The following is a 16,642-nucleotide window of genomic DNA, read 5'->3' as shown; positions in this document are numbered from 1 at the left end:
ATAAAACTTAAATAATGTTTGCAAAAACGACTTTAAAAGACTGGGAAAATTTGGTTCAAAAGCAACTGAAAACAGAAGATATTTACACCGTTTTATCGAAAGAAAATCTCGAGGGAATTGAACTAAAACCTTATTACGATACGGTTTCAAAACCTTTACCCAATCTTCCGAGAATAGAAGAATCTACGCATCTGGTTTCGCTTTATCATGCAAGTGCCGAAGAAAATGTATTTGCTTTTCTCCTCGATCAAAATGTTGAAAATTTGACAGAGAAAGTGATTTTTGTGAATAATAAAGATTTAGCGGATCATATTTCTTTAGACGAAACCAACCGCTATTTTTCTTTGATCGACGTTTTTTCAGAAGACGAAAAAGCGGAAGTTAATCAGCAGTTGGTTCAAGAATTATTGGCAAAAAATTTCGACCGAAATATCTGTATTGATGTTTCTCTCCATCAAAATTCAGGAGCGACAATCACTCAGCAATTAGCCTTTGCTTTGGCTAAAACAAAAGAATTGACAGAGATTTTCGGGTCAGAAATTTTAAACAAAATCATTTTCAAAATCGCCATCGGTGGAAATTATTTCTTTGAAATTGCTAAAATCAGAGCACTTAAATTGCTTTTTAATCAATTTTCTAAAGAATTTGATTTCAATGAAATTCCCTTCATTTTTGCGGAAACTTCATTAAGAAATAAATCGAAAAATGATGCGGAAAATAATTTAATTCGTTCAACCTTAGAACTTTCTGCAGCCATGATTGGTGGTGCAGATGCTGTTTTCAGCAATGATTATAAAATGGAGAATTCTACTTCTCTTTCTGAGGAAGTTTCTTTCAAGCAGCAAATTGTTTTGGCGTATGAAAGTATTATTAATGTTTTCGATGACGCTGGAAACGGAAGTTATAGCATTGAAACCATCACGCAGCAATTTGCAGACAAATCCTGGAAATTGTTTTTGGAAATCGAAAATAATGGAGGGTATTGCGAACTTTTGAAAGCGGGAAAAATTCAGGAGATGATTTACGAATGCGCCCTGAAAGAACAAAATTGGGTAGAAGAGGGGAAACTAAAAATCATTGGCGTCAATCTTTATCCGAAACTAGAGAAAGTCAGATCAGTGGAAGAAATGTATGTTTCAACGAAAATAAAACCAGTTCGCTTAGCCGAAATGTTTGAGTAGATTTTGTTGTGATCACACGCATTTATTTCTGTTTTTCACTTGAAGTATTTATTCGGTTTTGAAAAGAATAGAAATCAATGATAATCGCAATGGTCTGTGCAGAAAATTGCTGTCAAATCATTGGACTTTGCAGAAGATTTTCCAACGATCGAGCAAGATCAATTCGTTTTTTCGTGATAAATTGGATTAAATTAGAGGGTGAAGACTGAAATTTTAAATAAAGAAGTTCAAAACTATATCAATGCAAATTTAGAAACCGATTTGCATTCTTTATTGTTAAAAAAATCGCCTTTTTCAGATGTTTCAATGCAGGAAATGGTGCAACAAATTAAAGGTAAAAAAGTAGCCCAGCGAAAATTCCCTTTTTTGCTCAAAGAAGACATTGTTTTTCCACCAAATCTTAATCTGGAGCAAGCTTCATCACAATCGACCGCAGAATTTAAAGCAGACAATTTGAATGGGAAAAAGTTCCTCGATTTAACTTGCGGTTTCGGAATCGATGCTTATTTTTTGTCGCAAAACTTCGAAGAAATTACTTTAGTAGAAAAGAATCCAGAGCTTTTAGACCTTGTGAAACACAACTGGAAAATTCTGAATAAAAAAGCCACGTTCGTCAATGAAAATTTGGAGCATTTTTTAGCGAAAAATAGCGAAAGTTTTGATGTCATTTATTTGGATCCGGCGAGAAGAGATTCTGAAAAAAATAAAAAATTTCTGCTCGAAGATTTATCGCCCAATCTTTTAGAAATTCAGGATCAGCTTTTAGAAATTTCTTCTCAAATTATAATTAAACTTTCGCCTTTAATCGATATTTCTTATTTGATTTCTGTTTTAAAAAATGTTGCCAAAATCCAGATTATTGCAGTTCGAAATGAAGTAAAAGAATTGATTGTTTTTCTCGAAAAAGCAAGAAAAGGTGATGATGTAGAAATTTCGTGTATTAATTTAGAAAGTGATGATGCTGAATTTGCTTTTCAATTTAAAGAGGAGAAAACCGCGGTCTCTGCATTTTCTGAACCGCAACAATTTCTCTACATTCCGAATAATGCGGTTTTAAAATCAGGTGCATTTAATTTAGTTTCTCAGTTTTTCAATGGTAAAAAGCTTCATCCGAATACTCATTTTTATACGAGTGACAAGCGAATAGAGCGTTTTCCGGGGAGAATTTTAGAAATAAATATGATCGATTCCAAACACATTAGAAAAGGCGAGAAATACAATATTATTTCGAAAAATTATCCCTTGTCACCAGATGAAATCAAGAAAAAATACAAGATTTTGGATGGTGGAAACTGCTATTTAATTTTCACGCAAACCCAAAACAGAAAGATTATTTTAAAATCTCAATAATTTCTTTGCTGAAAATGCCAATATTTCTTACTTTTGGGCAGTGAAAATTTTAAATATTCATAATAATCATAAAGTAGATATGAAAAAAGTAATTTTAGGTGTTGCAATCGCTTGTTTAGCATTAAGTTGTAAAAAAGTTCAGGCGGGCGGAAATATTGGTGTTTTGAAATTGGAAGAGGGAACTGAAAGATACACCGATGATGAGATGTCTGATAAAGCGACTGAAGGGAAAGAAGCAGCTGCGAAAACGGTAGATGGAACTGCAACTGCAGACAGCACCAAGAAAGCAACTCCAGCGTTAATGGATAGTGCGAAAATTATTCCGGCAAATTTGCAGTCTCCGATGAGAGAACGAAAATAAAATATTTCTAGAATATAATTCAAAATGTCTTGCCTTTGCTGGACATTTTTTTTATTTTTACTGAATCCGATTTTTTAATAATTTTAATGAAAATAAAATGAAAGAAACCCTGAATTACATACAGGAAAACAAGCAACTGTACATTGATGAGCTTTTCGAATTGTTGAGAATTGCCTCTATTTCAGCAGATCCAGCTTATAAAGACGAGGTTTTAAAATGTGCAGATGAAGTTGCGCGATTTTTAGAAAATGCTGGTGCCGATAATGTGGAAGTTTGCGCTACGAAAGGATATCCTATTGTTTATGGTGAAAAATTAATTGATCCCAACTTACCAACCGTTTTGGTTTACGGGCACTATGATGTGCAACCGCCGGATCCATTAGAATTGTGGAAAAAACCTCCATTCGAGCCGTATATCGAAAAAACAGAAATCCATCCGGAAGGAGCTATTTTCGCACGAGGTTCCGCTGATGACAAAGGTCAGTTTTTTATGCACATAAAAGCGCTGGAAGCAATGATGAAAACCAATACTTTACCTTGTAATGTGAAATGCATTTTTGAAGGGGAAGAAGAAGTGGGTTCGAAAAGCTTGGAAGCTTTTGTCAATGAAAATAAAGAAAAATTATCTTGTGATGTTATTTTGATTTCAGATACACATATTTATTCCAATGAACAACCCACGGTAACTACAGGATTACGAGGTTTAAGTTATGTGGAAGTAGAAGTGGAAGGACCAAACCGAGATTTGCATTCCGGACTTTATGGTGGTGCAGTTCCCAATCCTATTCACGTGCTTTCGAGAATGATCGCCAATTTGATTGATGATAACGGACACATCACGATTGAAGGTTTTTACGACAATGTAGAAACGGTTTCTGAGGAAGAAAGAGCAGAAATGAACAAGTTGAAAGATGATCAAGAACACTTCAAGAAATCAATCGGGTTGAATGGAGTGGAAGGGGAAAAAGGTTACACTACATTGGAAAGAACCTCAATTCGCCCGACTTTAGATTGCAACGGAATTTGGGGCGGTTATATTGGTGAAGGAGCAAAAACCGTTATTCCATCGAAAGCCTTTGCGAAAATTTCAATGAGATTGGTTCCATATCAAACTCCAGAAGAGATCACCGAAAAATTCACGAAATATTTTGAAAAGCTTGCTCCTGCAAACGTGAAAGTAAAAGTAACGCCTCATCATGGTGGAATGCCGTATGTTTTACCAAGCGACACGAAAGAATTTAGAGCCGCAAAAGCTGCTATGGAAACTGCGTTCGGGAAAGAAGTTCTTCCGTACAGAAGTGGGGGAAGTATTCCTATTACAGCAATGTTTGAACAGGTTTTAGAGGCCAAATCAGTTTTGATGGGATTCGGGTTAGATTCCGATGCAATTCATTCCCCAAATGAGCATTACGGTTTATATAATTTCTATAAAGGAATTGAAAGTATTCCGTTGTTCTTTGAGAATTACGCAAAATAAAAGCGTTTTTTCTAAGTAATTTTAATAAGAATTGATTAATACGTATTAATCAATTTTTTTTGCTATTTTAGTCGACGAAAAACAAACTCTATTTTTATGAAAAAATTCTATTTTTTAAGTGCAGTAGCACTTTCAACAACATTCTTCTCCGCTCAGATTTTAGATTCTGATAATTTTAATGCCTTAAACAATGGCGATGTTGGTACAAGCACCACATTTGGAGCACCTGGACAAGGCGGAATTTACACCAACGGAGGTGCAAATGCAGATTATCAAATTGTGAGTATTGATGCTGGACACGGAAAGTCTTTTCAAATGGCTTCAGGAAATACAGGCGTCGCAACTGCTTCAAACAGACAGGCTGTAAAACCAGGTCTAAGTGCGGCATGGAACGCAAGAACTTCTGGAAATAATATTATTCAGGAAAAATTTGAAATTTATACCGGAACGGCAGTTGGTTCTACCAGAATTGGTACCAATATTACATCTACTACAGCAGGAATTGTAGGGATTCACTATAATTCTGAGACAAAAACACTTAATGGTCAAGCTAATATTACACCAACCGGAGGAGCTTCAGGTTTTTATAATATTACAGGAATTACCCTAAATACGTATCCTGCAAACACTTGGATTTCAGTTGCATTTACCTATGATTCAGTTAACGGAATTATTACCTATACCGTTGATGGAGTGAAAACAACACTAAATATTGCAGGTTATGCGGTTACAAAGAATTTAGCACCAAATCAGCACAATATCGTTAATCAAGTAAACGCTACCAATACAGCGGTCAATAATGGTTCCATCGACAATTATGTGATCTCTGCAGAGAATACGGAAAGTTTAGCAACAGGACAGGCTGTAACCAATAACGCGAAAATTTCGCTTTATCCAAACCCAACAGCAGATTACTTAAACTTTAGTGCGAAAGTAAAATCTGCACAGATTTTTGATGCTGCAGGAAGAAACGTATCTTCATCTAAAGCAACAAATAACCAAATCGAAGTAAGAAACCTTGCAAAAGGAGTTTATGTGGTGAAGTTTGAAACTGAAAATGGTACGCAAACTGAAAAGTTTATCAAACAATAATAGACAATTATAATATTTGTTAAAAAGCGCCTCTATCTGAGGCGTTTTTTTTATATTTAAGGTTTAAAATTTAATCATGTTTGAAAATAAAGTGGCCTATATAACGGGTGGTACTAAAGGAATCGGATTTGGGATTGCAAAAATTCTGTTACAAAATGGAATCAATGTAGCGATTACGGGTAGAAAAAAAGCAGACGTGGATCATGCCGTTTCGGAACTGTCACCAGATTCATCAAAAGTTTTAGGAATCGTTTCAGATGTAAGAAATTTTGAGGAGGAAGTACAAGCTGTTTCGGCGATAAAAAATCACTTCGGTCGCTTAGATTATGTGATCGCGAACGCTGGTTTGGGAGTTTTCAAACCTGTTGATGAACTTTCTGTTGAGGATTGGAACGATATGATTGGAACCAATCTTTCAGGTCTTTTTTATACTTTGAGAGCTTCAATGGAAGAATTGAAAAAATCGGAAGGATATTTTATTAGTATTTCCAGTTTAGCGGGAACTAATTTTTTTGAAAAAGGTTCAGGTTACAATGCTTCAAAATTTGGTGCAGTAGGTTTTACACAAGCTGCGATGATCGATTTGCGAAAATACAACATCAAAGTTGCTACGATTATGCCGGGTTCTGTTGCAACCAACTTTAATGGAAATGTACCTTCTGAAAAGGATTCCTGGAAAATTCAACCCGAAGATTTAGGGAACTTGGTTCTCGATATCCTTAAAATGAATCCACGCTCTTTACCTTCTAAAATTGAGATTAGACCCTCAAAACCAAATAATTAGTCGCCATAATTATTATGCGGATAATATATTTTCCTAAAAATTTATTATGCATGCATAGTATTTATATTTATATTTACAAAAAATAAAATAAGGCAGTTGTGCTGCGAAAAAATGTTTCACTTCTAACCAAAAAATAAATAAACATTGACAAATGAAAATATTAGTATGTATAAGTAGTGTTCCAGATACTACTTCAAAAATTAATTTTACAGCAGACAAATCAGCATTCGACAAAACCGGAATTCAGTGGGTGATCAATCCATGGGATGAATTCGCTTTAACGAAAGCAGTTAAATTGCAGGAGACGCAGGGAGCAACCGTAACAGTAATAAATGTGGGTGATGCGACCACTGAACCGGTGATCAGAAAATCATTAGCGATCGGTGCAAACGATGCAATTAGAGTGAATGTAGAACCGAAAGATAGTTATTCTGTTGCAAAAGAAATTGCAAATGTTGCCCAAAATGGAGGTTACGATTTAATTCTTTGTGGGAGAGAATCTATTGATTATAATGGCGGTTCAGTTCCTGGGATGGTTGCACAATTATTGAATCAACCTTTCGTAAATGCTTGTGTGGGTTTAGAGGTAAATGGCGCTGAAGCAAATGCTGTTCGTGAAATTGAAGGCGGAAAAGAAACTATTTCGGTAAAACTTCCCGCAGTAATTGCAGGACAAAAGGGAATGGTTGACGAAAAAGATCTCATCATTCCAAACATGAGAGGAATTATGTCGGCCAGATCAAAACCTTTGCAGGTTGTAGAACCTACTTCTTCTGAAGTAAAGGTAGAAGGTGTTTCTTACGATTCAGTTCCACAAAGAGCTGCCGTGAAAATGGTTTCAGCAGAAAATATAGACGAATTGGTAAGATTACTTCACGAAGAAGCAAAAGTAATTTAATAAAGAAGTTAGAGATTAGAAAATAGAGTAAGATTGATTAAGAGATTTTATTCAATTATTGATAATCTAAAATTGATAATCTAAAATTCAAAATTTAAAAAAATGGCAATATTCGTATACGCAGAAAATATCAACGGAGTTTATAAAAAAGCAGCTTTCGAATCGGTTTCTTATGCAAAAGCGATTGCAGATCAAGCGGGCGAAACCGTAACTGCGATCACCATAAACCCCACCGATTCTTCAGATTTATTGTATAAATATGGAGCATCACAGGTGATTATTATTAAAGATGAAGGTTTGAAGAATTTCAGTGCTAAAGCATATGCTCAAGCTGTGAATGAAGTTTCTATCGGAAATATCATCGTTTTCCCGCACACTACAGATGCTTCTTCGATCGCTCCAATGTTGGCGATTATGAACGGTTTTTCTTTAATTACAAATGTGATCGAAACACCAGAAAGCCTATCACCATTTCAGGTGAAAAGACGGGCATTCTCCGGAAAAGGTTATATGCACGCAAAAGCAGATGCACAAGGTGTGATCGTTACCATTTCTCAAAACGCTTATGGAATCAAAGAAAATGCGGTTTCGGGATCTGAAGAAATAAAGGAACTATCCGTTTCAAATGAAGATACCAAAGTTATTTCTCACGAACAGAGTTCTGGTAAACTAGACTTGAAAGAAGCAGAAATCGTAGTTTCCGCAGGTCGAGGATTGAAAGGTCCAGAAAACTGGGGAATGATCGAAGATTTGGCCAGTCTTTTGGGAGCAGCAACTGCTTGTTCAAAACCGGTTTCAGATATCGGTTGGAGAACTCACGCAGAACACGTAGGACAAACGGGGAAAGCGATTTCACCAAACTTGTATATTGCAGTTGGTATTTCCGGCGCAATTCAGCATTTGGCGGGAGTAAACTCTTCTAAAACCATTGTGGTAATCAACAGTGATCCTGAAGCACCTTTCTTTAAATCTGCGGATTATGGAGTAGTAGGTGATGCCTTCAAAATTATTCCTGAATTAACACAGAAAATTAAAGCTTTAAAGGGATAATTTTTTCTAAAAAATACATGCTAAAACGTCAGAGAAATCTGGCGTTTTTTTATTTTATTTTAAAATGAATAAGGATAGGTGAAATAGTTTGCGAATTGTTTAGTGAAAAAGAGTAATTTTACTATAAATGCGAATTTTGACACAATACCTTTTTTAGTGGAAATGTTCATTTGGAATATGGCAATTTCTTTTCAACTCTTCTTTGTTATTATAAGTGGAGTTATTTTTGTGTTTGTAAAGGACAAAAGTTTTAAATATTACGCACTCTACAATCTCTTTTTATTGCTCTACTTATTGAGCAGGAATGACGAGTTTTATGACCAATTTCAAAATGCTGTTGGTTATTTTTTAGGTTCCCATAATGCAGAAGTCTTTACCCAAATTTTTAATTTTTATATCCAAATAATCTTTTATACCTTTTATTCGCTTTTTGCGCTTTATTTTTTAGATCTGAATAAGCGGAACAAAAAATATTTCAATAATGTTTTGTGGTTGTTGAAATTTTTGGTGGTTTTGTTCCTGTTTTTTGGAGTTCTCACTTTTTCTCTGAAGAACGCAGAATTGTTTATTGCTCTCTACACCTTCCTTTATTTACCGGTAATGCTTATTGTATTTTTCCTAACGATTGTTAAAGCGGTAAAAAATTCAGGCAATCACAAATATTTTTTCCTGTTTGGAGTAATTGTATTTGTAATTTGTGCTTTAATTTCGTTTGTAGGCACCTTTGTTCCTTCTTTAAATATAGGTAATCCGATGGTGTTTTTCTATGTCGGAATCGTGATTGAAACGATTTTTTTTAGTTTAGGTCTGGCCTACAAAATAAAATTGATGAATGATGAAAGAAACAGAATTCATTTTATGGTAATCCGACATAAACACCAGAAACAAATCAGTAAACTTCAAGGCTTACTGGAAGGTGAAGAAAATGAAAGAAAGAGGATTGCCGAAGAACTTCATGATGGGATTGCAGGTGATTTGTCTGCAATTAAATTAAATTTATCTTATTTAAAAGAAAGTATTAATGACGAGAATAATGATAACGTTTTAGAAGATTTATCGGAAATTATCGATAAATCTTGTCTTCAAATTAGAGAAATTTCACACAATCTTTCGCCCTCTCCCATTACGAATTACGGAATCGTAAGTGCAACCCGAAAATTTTGCAAAAAGATTGAAGACTTATATAAAATAAAAGTCAATTTTTCGTACACCGGAGAAAAAATGGAGCTCTCGAAAATAATCGAAACCCATATCTATCGAATCATTCAAGAGCTGCTAAATAACATCGTGAAACATTCTGAAGCGCAACTTGCTGAAGTTAAAATTACCTATGATGATCCTTTCATAGAAATTCTTGTGAAAGATAATGGCAAAGGATTTGTCCTCAATTCTCGGTCAAAAGGGATTGGTTTAAGCAACATCGAATCCAGAGTTCGGTACATGAAAGCCTGCGTTAAAAAGGAAAGTACAGAAAATGGCAGCACCTTTACGATCATGATCAATTTAAATGAAATTCCTAAAACTTAAACATATTTTATGATTTACATCATAATTTCTTAAATAATTTTCAGAAAACTTTTGAAAATAAATTCCTAATCTAAAAATTGATTTATATTTGTAGCTATGGATTACAAACGATTAATCATACGTGGGATTTCTTACAGCCAAACACAAACTGGAGCTTATGCGCTTCTTTTGGAAGACGAGGAAACCAGCGTAAAATTACCTGTAGTTATAGGGAATTTCGAAGCGCAGTCAATTTCTCTTGGTTTAGAGAAAGATATTCATCCGCCACGACCTTTAACACACGATTTATTTGCAAAATTTATAACCTCTGCTAATTTTACTATAATTTCTGTGATTATCTATCAAATTATTGATGGCGTGTTTTTTTCGAATATCAACTTCAAAAATAATTTAAACGACGAAGAACTCATTTTAGACGCTCGAACTTCTGATGCAGTCGCAATGGCGGTCCGGTTTGAAGTTCCTATTTATACCACTCCGCAAGTATTAAGTGAAGCAGGAATTTTATTAGAATTAGATCAACCGGAATCAGCAGATGCCGATTTTTCGCCCCTTGCTTCCGAAGGAGATTTGGCTTCTTTTACGGTAGAAGAATTACAAAAATTGATTGATGATGCAGTGAAAGAAGAGGATTTTGATGCAGCATTGGAATTTCAGCAGGAGATTAAAAGAAGAAATAAAAAAATTGATTAGAAAATTTTATAAATAAATCATGAATTTAAAATTAAGACTTACTGTATTGTCTTTCCTGCAGTTTTTTGTGTGGGGAGCTTGGCTGATTACCATCGGAGTTTATTGGTTCGGAACCAAAAATTGGGGAGGCGAAGAATTTGGTAAAGTTTTCGCAACTTTAGGAATAGCCTCGATCATCATGCCTGCTTTAACCGGAATCATTGCAGACCGCTGGATGAATGCAGAAAAACTCTTTGGCATCTTGCATATTTTGTATGGAGTAACAATATTCTTTTTACCCTCCATTACGACACCAGAAAATTTCTTTTGGGTCATGCTTATTGCGATGATGTTTTACATGCCGACAATTTCTCTTTCCAACTCAATCGCGTATTATGTTCTTAAAAATAATAACTACGATGTTGTAAAAGTTTTTCCACCCATCCGTGTTTGGGGAACCATTGGTTTCATCGCTGCGATGTGGATCACCAATCTTACCGGGAATAAAGCTTCTGGAAATCAATTTTATATTGCGGCGGTGATCGCAATTATTTTGGGGATTTACTCTTTTTCTTTACCAAAATGTCCGCCTCAGAATTTAATTCCTGCAAATGCTACTTTATCAGAGAAATTGGGTTTAAATGCTTTTTCGTTATTTAAAGATTACAAAATGGCATTATTCTTCTTTTTCTCCATGTTTTTGGGAGCAGCACTGCAATTAACGAATATGTATGGCGACACTTTCTTGTCCGATTTCGGTAAAATTCCCGAATATGCTGAAAGTTTTGTCGTGAAACGATCAACCTTAATTATGTCCATTTCTCAGATTTCCGAAACTTTGTTTATTTTGGCAATTCCTTTCTTCCTAAGCAAATATGGAATCAAAAACGTGATGTTGATGTCCATGCTTGCGTGGGTTTTGCGCTTTGGTTTATTTGCTTACGGTGTTCCTGTAGGATTTGGTTTGGGATTGATTGTTCTTTCTTGTATCGTTTACGGAATGGCTTTCGACTTTTTCAATATTTCAGGATCGTTATTTGTGGAAACAACTACCGATTTTAAAATCCGTTCTTCTGCACAAGGTTTATTTATGATGATGACCAATGGTTTTGGCGCAATTGCCGGAAGTTTGGTGAGTGGTTGGCTTATTCAGGAGTTTTTTACCCAACCAAATGGAGATAAAATGTGGCACGAAATCTGGCTTGTTTTCGCAGGTTACGCTTTAGTGATTGCAGTTCTTTTTGCTATTATGTTTAAACATAAACATAATCCGGAAGAAATTGCAGCGGTAAAACATTAGAAAAAACCTTTAAAATAATATAAAACACGCTTTACCAAAAGTGTGTTTTTTTTTGTAATTTGGCGTACTTAAAATTAACGCTTCCAAACTGAAAAATACAGTTTAAAAAGCATCAAATAAATTATAAAATCTATTTATGAAAGAAGTATTCATCGTTTCTGCAGCTAGAACACCAATGGGAAGTTTTTTGGGAAGTTTATCTACGGTTCCGGCAACAAAATTAGGTTCTACCGCGATCAAAGGCGCTTTAGAAAAGATCAACCTTGATCCGAAATTGGTTCAAGAAGTGTATATGGGAAATGTTCTGCAAGCAGGTGAAGGTCAAGCTCCTGCTCGACAAGCAGCAATGGGAGCAGGATTATCTGAAGAAACTCCCGCTACAACTATTAATAAAGTTTGTGCATCGGGAATGAAAGCGGTGATGATGGCTGCACAATCCATTAAAGCAGGTGATCAAGAGGTGATCGTTGCAGGTGGTATGGAAAATATGTCTTCAGTTCCCCATTATTTTAATGCGAGAAACGCTACGAAATTGGGTGACGTGAAAATGCAAGACGGAATGGTTCTCGATGGTTTAACCGATGTTTACGGTAAAGTTCATATGGGAGTTTGTGCCGAGAAATGTGCAGCTGAATATGGAATTTCAAGAGAAGACCAAGATCAATTCGCGATCGAATCTTACAAACGATCCGCAAAAGCTTGGAGCGAAGGAAAATTTGATGAAGAAATTGTATCTGTAGAAATTCCACAAAGAAAAGGAGATCCAATTATCTTTAAAGAAGATGAAGAGTACAAGTCTGTAAACTTCGACAGAATCGGAACTTTACCAACGGTTTTCCAAAAAGAAAATGGAACGGTAACTGCCGCAAATGCTTCCACGCTAAATGATGGTGCTTCTGCTTTGATTTTAATGTCGAAAGAAAAAATGGAGGAATTGGGACTAAAACCTTTGGCAAGAATTGTTTCTTACGCCGATGCAGCCCAAGCTCCGGAATGGTTTACAACTTCTCCAGCGAAAGCTTTGCCGATCGCTCTAAAAAAAGCAGATCTCCAAATTTCAGATATCGATTTCTTTGAATTTAATGAAGCATTTGCAGTGGTTGGTTTAGCAAATAATAAAATTCTAGGCCTCGATGCTACCAAAGTAAATGTAAACGGAGGAGCTGTTTCTCTCGGTCATCCACTCGGAAGTTCAGGTTCCCGAATCATTGTAAGTTTGATCAATGTACTAAAACAAAATAACGGAAAATACGGTGCTGCTGCAATCTGTAACGGAGGTGGTGGTGCAAGTGCGATCGTAATTGAGAACATGTAATCGATCTTATTTCTTTAAATTTAAACCATTAAGAATTATTAATGCCTTTTTTTCATTGATATCTTAATGGTTTTTTTATTTTTGTTCAACTAATTATTTTAAAATGTCAGTAAACGCCGATTTGCAAAAGCCAAATATCAAGAATAATCCAAAGATCATGAAAGCTTGGGCTTTGTACGATTGGGCAAATTCTGTGTACTCTTTAGTAATTACTTCCACGATCTTTCCTATTTATTATTCCATCATTACCACAGCTTACAAAAAGAAAGTTTTTATCGAAAGTTCTGGGGAGTGGAAAGAAGTTCCTGTGCCGAATATGATCAATATTATGGGGGATTCTTATGAACCCACGGCGATTTTCAGTTTTTCATTAACCCTGTCTTTTTTAATCGTAGTAATTATTTCGCCCATCTTATCTTCATTGGCGGATACCATTGGGAATAAGAAATCATTTCTTCAGTTTTTTTGCTATTTGGGATCTACCTCTTGTATGGGTTTAGCAATGTTTACAGGCATGCAAAATGTATTTCTGGGATTACTCTTCAGCATTACTGCAAGTGTTGGTTTCTGGGGAAGTTTAGTATTTTATAACTCGTTCTTACCCGATATTGCGACGCGTGATAAGCAAGATGCACTTTCTGCCAAAGGATATGTTTACGGTTATATTGGTTCAGTAATCTTGCTGATTATATGCTTGTTACTTATTCAGGTTGTTGCAAAAACGCCGGAGGAAACCAAGATTTATACCAGAATTACTTTCTTGATTACAGGAGCTTGGTGGTTCGGATTTTCACAGTATACTTTCAGATACTTACCTCAGTTTGGACTTATAAAAGATAAACTGCCGAAAGATTTAGTGCTCTTGAATTACAAGAACATCTTCGAGAAACACGAAGAGCATGGTGGTTTTTTCGAGGTTTTGAAAGATAATTTGGCCTTTTATGTTGATGTGGCAAAAGAAAGTTTTCGAGAGTTGTTTAAAGTCGGAACAGAACTGTTTAAAGACAGAAATCTCAAATTTTTCCTTTCCTCTTTTTTCTTTTACAGTATTGGGATGCAAACCATTTTTTTAATGGCAACCTTGTTCGGAACCTCCGAAATTTTCACCAAAGAAGAAGATCAGTACAAATTGATCATCACCATTTTGGTTATTCAAATTGTTGCGATTTTTGGGGCATTGGCTTTTTCCCGATTATCAAGAACGATAGGAAATAAAAATGTGATCAGTATCGCAGTCGCGATCTGGATTATTTGTTGCCTATCCGCATTTTTCCTCAACAAAGAAAATCCTAAAGTTGAAATGCAGTTCTATGTTTTAGCAGCATTTATAGGTTTGGTAATGGGCGGTTTGCAGGCAATGTCGCGGTCTACTTATTCTAAACTGTTGCCGGAAGATTCCATGGACAACACTACGTATTTCAGTTTTTATGATGTTTTAGAAAAAATGGCGATTATTTTGGGCTCGCTTATTTTCGGGATTGTTATTCAGAAATTTCACAATATGCATTACGCGTTTATCGGAATGTCTTTCTTTTTCGCAATAGGCTTAATTTTAATCAGATTTCTTAAATTAAAATCCCATAAAGCATAATTTGGTGAATTCAATATTTTTGATAAGTAATTTATTGATAATCAGAAATGTTGTATATTTGCAGTGGAAAATAACCAGTAATCTATGACGAATCCTTTATTTTACGCAAAAATCCTGTTGTTCGGTGAATACGGCATTATTGAGGATTCTCAAGGACTTACTTTACCGTATAGTTTTTATAAAGGTGCGTTGAAATTTTCCTCTTTGCAAAGTGATTTTGAAAAGGAATCCAATGAATCTCTGAAGAAATATGCCAATTATCTTAAAGATTTAGAGCTTCCAGATGCATACACGATTAATATTTCTGCTTTGCAGAAGGATATTCGAAAAGGACTTTTCTTTGATTCAAATATTCCACAAGGTTACGGTGTCGGAAGTTCCGGTGCTTTAGTAGCGGCAATTTTTGAAAGATATTCCATTAAAACTTATCTTCCTGAACATATTTCTAAAGACGAACTCAAAGATCTTAAAAAGATTTTTGGCCAAATGGAAAGCTATTTCCACGGTAAAAGTTCTGGTATCGATCCATTAATCTGTTACATGAATCTCCCAATTCTTATTGAAAATAAAGAAAATGTAAACAAAGTTTCCATCCCACAAAGTGAAGAAGGAAAAGGTGCTATTTTCTTAATTGATTCTGGAATAACAGGTGAAACTGGACCTATGGTTCAGATTTTCTTTGAGAAAATGAAGACTGAAGGTTTCCGAAAAACAATGAAAGAAGAGTTTATCCGCTACAACAATGCTTGTATCGATGCTTTTTTGAAAAAGGAAATGACACCGCTTTTTAGAAATTTGAAAAGTCTTTCTGTTTGGGCGTATGAACATTTCAAACCCATGATTCCCGAAAGCATTTATAAAGCCTGGAAAAAAGGGCTCGATACGAATGCTTATTACCTTAAACTATGCGGAAGCGGAGGCGGCGGATATATTTTGGGTTTTACCAAAGATTACGGAAAAGCAGAAAAAATGCTCGAAGGTTTTCACAAAGAAGTCATTTATAGATTCTAAAAACTGAAGTCGAAAAATTTGCAATCTCTTTTACATTTATTCGGCTTTATTTATGAAAAATCCTCTCTTTTACAGAATTTCACAGTTAATCGGTTTCCTATTGGGAGCAAGGGTTTTCGTAACGATACTTTTAACATTTGCCCTCTATGTTTCTACTTTTTTCCTGTTCAACAGAGAAGAAAGTTTGCGAAATTTCGTTTTTGATTTTCGCGTTCACGGAATTATTTTCTGCACCGTTCTAAGTATTTTGGCAGGCGGAATAATCAATCAGTTCTACGACCAAGAAAAAGATCAGCTGACCAAGCCTTTCCGAACGAGAATCCAAAAGTTTTTAAAGCAGAAATATTTTTTATACGCCTATCTTACCTTAAATTTAATTTCTCTTGGAACGGCATTTCTCATCTCTCCACGGGTTTTCTTTTTCTTCCTGATTTATCAATTTCTCATGTGGTTCTACAGCCATAAACTCAGCAAAATTTTAATTGTTAATAATTTAACATTTGTAAGTTTGACGGTTTATCCTTTTTTTGGAATGTGGATTTATTACAAAACGTTTTCTGCCAAAATATTTCTGATGGCAATTTTTTTGTTTTTAATCTTATTAATGATCGACATTATCAAAGATTTCTTAACCAAAAATGCAGATAAGATGTTTGGCTATGCAACCATTCCAAATCAATTGGGCAGCAATGTTTCAAAAGTGATTTTAGGGGTTATTTCTGTTCTTTTAATGTGGATTTCTACCGTAATAATCAGCAAAGAAGGAATTCATAATATTATGAATTTATACTTTGCAGGTGGATTATTGGTACTTGTTTTCACCATATATCTTCTCTTAAACCCCTATAAAAAAAGCAATTTCTTAGTACTGAATATCCTTAGAATCTGGGTTTTTGTTGGCATTATCGCCATGTTGATGGACGGAATTATTTTAAGATTTTAAGATATTCTCCGTATCATTCTCTTTGGGATTATTGATTTTATATAAAAAGAACGACACACCAGTTTCAAAGCCTCCCAAAAGAACTAAAAA

The 16,642-nt window shown here is 35.0% G+C and carries 15 protein-coding genes; all 15 read left to right on the top strand.

Annotated elements, in window-relative coordinates; translation table 11 throughout:
• Positions 1-14 precede the first annotated feature (14 nt).
• The 15 genes from BW932_RS08705 (at position 15) to BW932_RS08635 (ending at position 16,552) form a co-directional block, all read left to right on the top strand.
• A complete protein-coding gene (locus BW932_RS08705; protein WP_076387107.1) occupies positions 15-1,181 on the top strand; it encodes a methylmalonyl-CoA mutase family protein in 1,167 nt (388 codons plus the stop codon).
• A 198-nt stretch (positions 1,182-1,379) separates the two neighbouring features.
• On the top strand, positions 1,380-2,531 hold the full coding sequence (locus BW932_RS08700) for a class I SAM-dependent methyltransferase (protein WP_076387106.1): 1,152 nt from the start codon (positions 1,380-1,382) through the stop codon (positions 2,529-2,531).
• A 79-nt stretch (positions 2,532-2,610) separates the two neighbouring features.
• Positions 2,611-2,892, top strand: coding sequence for a hypothetical protein (locus BW932_RS08695; RefSeq protein ID WP_143745534.1), 282 nt, complete (start codon positions 2,611-2,613; stop codon positions 2,890-2,892).
• Between the two features lie 97 nt (positions 2,893-2,989).
• Entirely contained in the window at positions 2,990-4,369 is a 1,380-nt protein-coding gene (locus BW932_RS08690) for a dipeptidase (RefSeq protein ID WP_076387104.1), read from the top strand.
• A gap of 96 nt (positions 4,370-4,465) precedes the next feature.
• The gene (locus tag BW932_RS08685; protein WP_076387103.1) at positions 4,466-5,461 is read left to right on the top strand and encodes a T9SS type A sorting domain-containing protein; all 996 of its coding nucleotides are present in this window, start codon (positions 4,466-4,468) and stop codon (positions 5,459-5,461) included.
• Between the two features lie 76 nt (positions 5,462-5,537).
• The gene (locus tag BW932_RS08680) at positions 5,538-6,245 is read left to right on the top strand and encodes an SDR family oxidoreductase (protein ID WP_076387102.1); all 708 of its coding nucleotides are present in this window, start codon (positions 5,538-5,540) and stop codon (positions 6,243-6,245) included.
• Positions 6,246-6,396: 151 nt separating this feature from the next.
• Positions 6,397-7,143, top strand: coding sequence for an electron transfer flavoprotein subunit beta/FixA family protein (locus BW932_RS08675; RefSeq protein ID WP_076387101.1), 747 nt, complete (start codon positions 6,397-6,399; stop codon positions 7,141-7,143).
• A gap of 102 nt (positions 7,144-7,245) precedes the next feature.
• Entirely contained in the window at positions 7,246-8,193 is a 948-nt protein-coding gene (locus BW932_RS08670; protein ID WP_076387100.1) for an electron transfer flavoprotein subunit alpha/FixB family protein, read from the top strand.
• A gap of 162 nt (positions 8,194-8,355) precedes the next feature.
• Positions 8,356-9,720, top strand: coding sequence for a sensor histidine kinase (locus BW932_RS08665; RefSeq protein ID WP_076387099.1), 1,365 nt, complete (start codon positions 8,356-8,358; stop codon positions 9,718-9,720).
• 96 nt (positions 9,721-9,816) lie between these two features.
• Positions 9,817-10,413 carry a bifunctional nuclease family protein gene (locus tag BW932_RS08660; RefSeq protein WP_076387098.1) on the top strand — a complete coding sequence of 199 codons (597 nt, stop codon included), beginning with the start codon at positions 9,817-9,819 and terminating at the stop codon, positions 10,411-10,413.
• Positions 10,414-10,432: 19 nt separating this feature from the next.
• A complete protein-coding gene (locus tag BW932_RS08655) occupies positions 10,433-11,692 on the top strand; it encodes a nucleoside permease (RefSeq protein WP_076387097.1) in 1,260 nt (419 codons plus the stop codon).
• 136 nt (positions 11,693-11,828) lie between these two features.
• Positions 11,829-13,007, top strand: a complete 1,179-nt coding sequence (locus BW932_RS08650; RefSeq protein WP_076387096.1) for an acetyl-CoA C-acyltransferase — start codon at positions 11,829-11,831, stop codon at positions 13,005-13,007.
• A gap of 103 nt (positions 13,008-13,110) precedes the next feature.
• Positions 13,111-14,598, top strand: coding sequence for an MFS transporter (locus BW932_RS08645; protein WP_076387095.1), 1,488 nt, complete (start codon positions 13,111-13,113; stop codon positions 14,596-14,598).
• Between the two features lie 84 nt (positions 14,599-14,682).
• Positions 14,683-15,609 (top strand): mevalonate kinase family protein, encoded by a 927-nt coding sequence (locus tag BW932_RS08640; protein ID WP_076387094.1) that lies wholly within the window; start codon positions 14,683-14,685, stop codon positions 15,607-15,609.
• Between the two features lie 52 nt (positions 15,610-15,661).
• A complete protein-coding gene (locus BW932_RS08635) occupies positions 15,662-16,552 on the top strand; it encodes a UbiA family prenyltransferase (RefSeq protein WP_076387093.1) in 891 nt (296 codons plus the stop codon).
• The last annotated feature ends 90 nt before the right edge of the window (positions 16,553-16,642 follow it).

The organism is Kaistella chaponensis (assembly GCF_900156725.1).
In the GTDB taxonomy this organism is placed as follows: domain Bacteria; phylum Bacteroidota; class Bacteroidia; order Flavobacteriales; family Weeksellaceae; genus Kaistella; species Kaistella chaponensis.
This window is presented reverse-complemented; position numbering and strand designations above follow the sequence as displayed.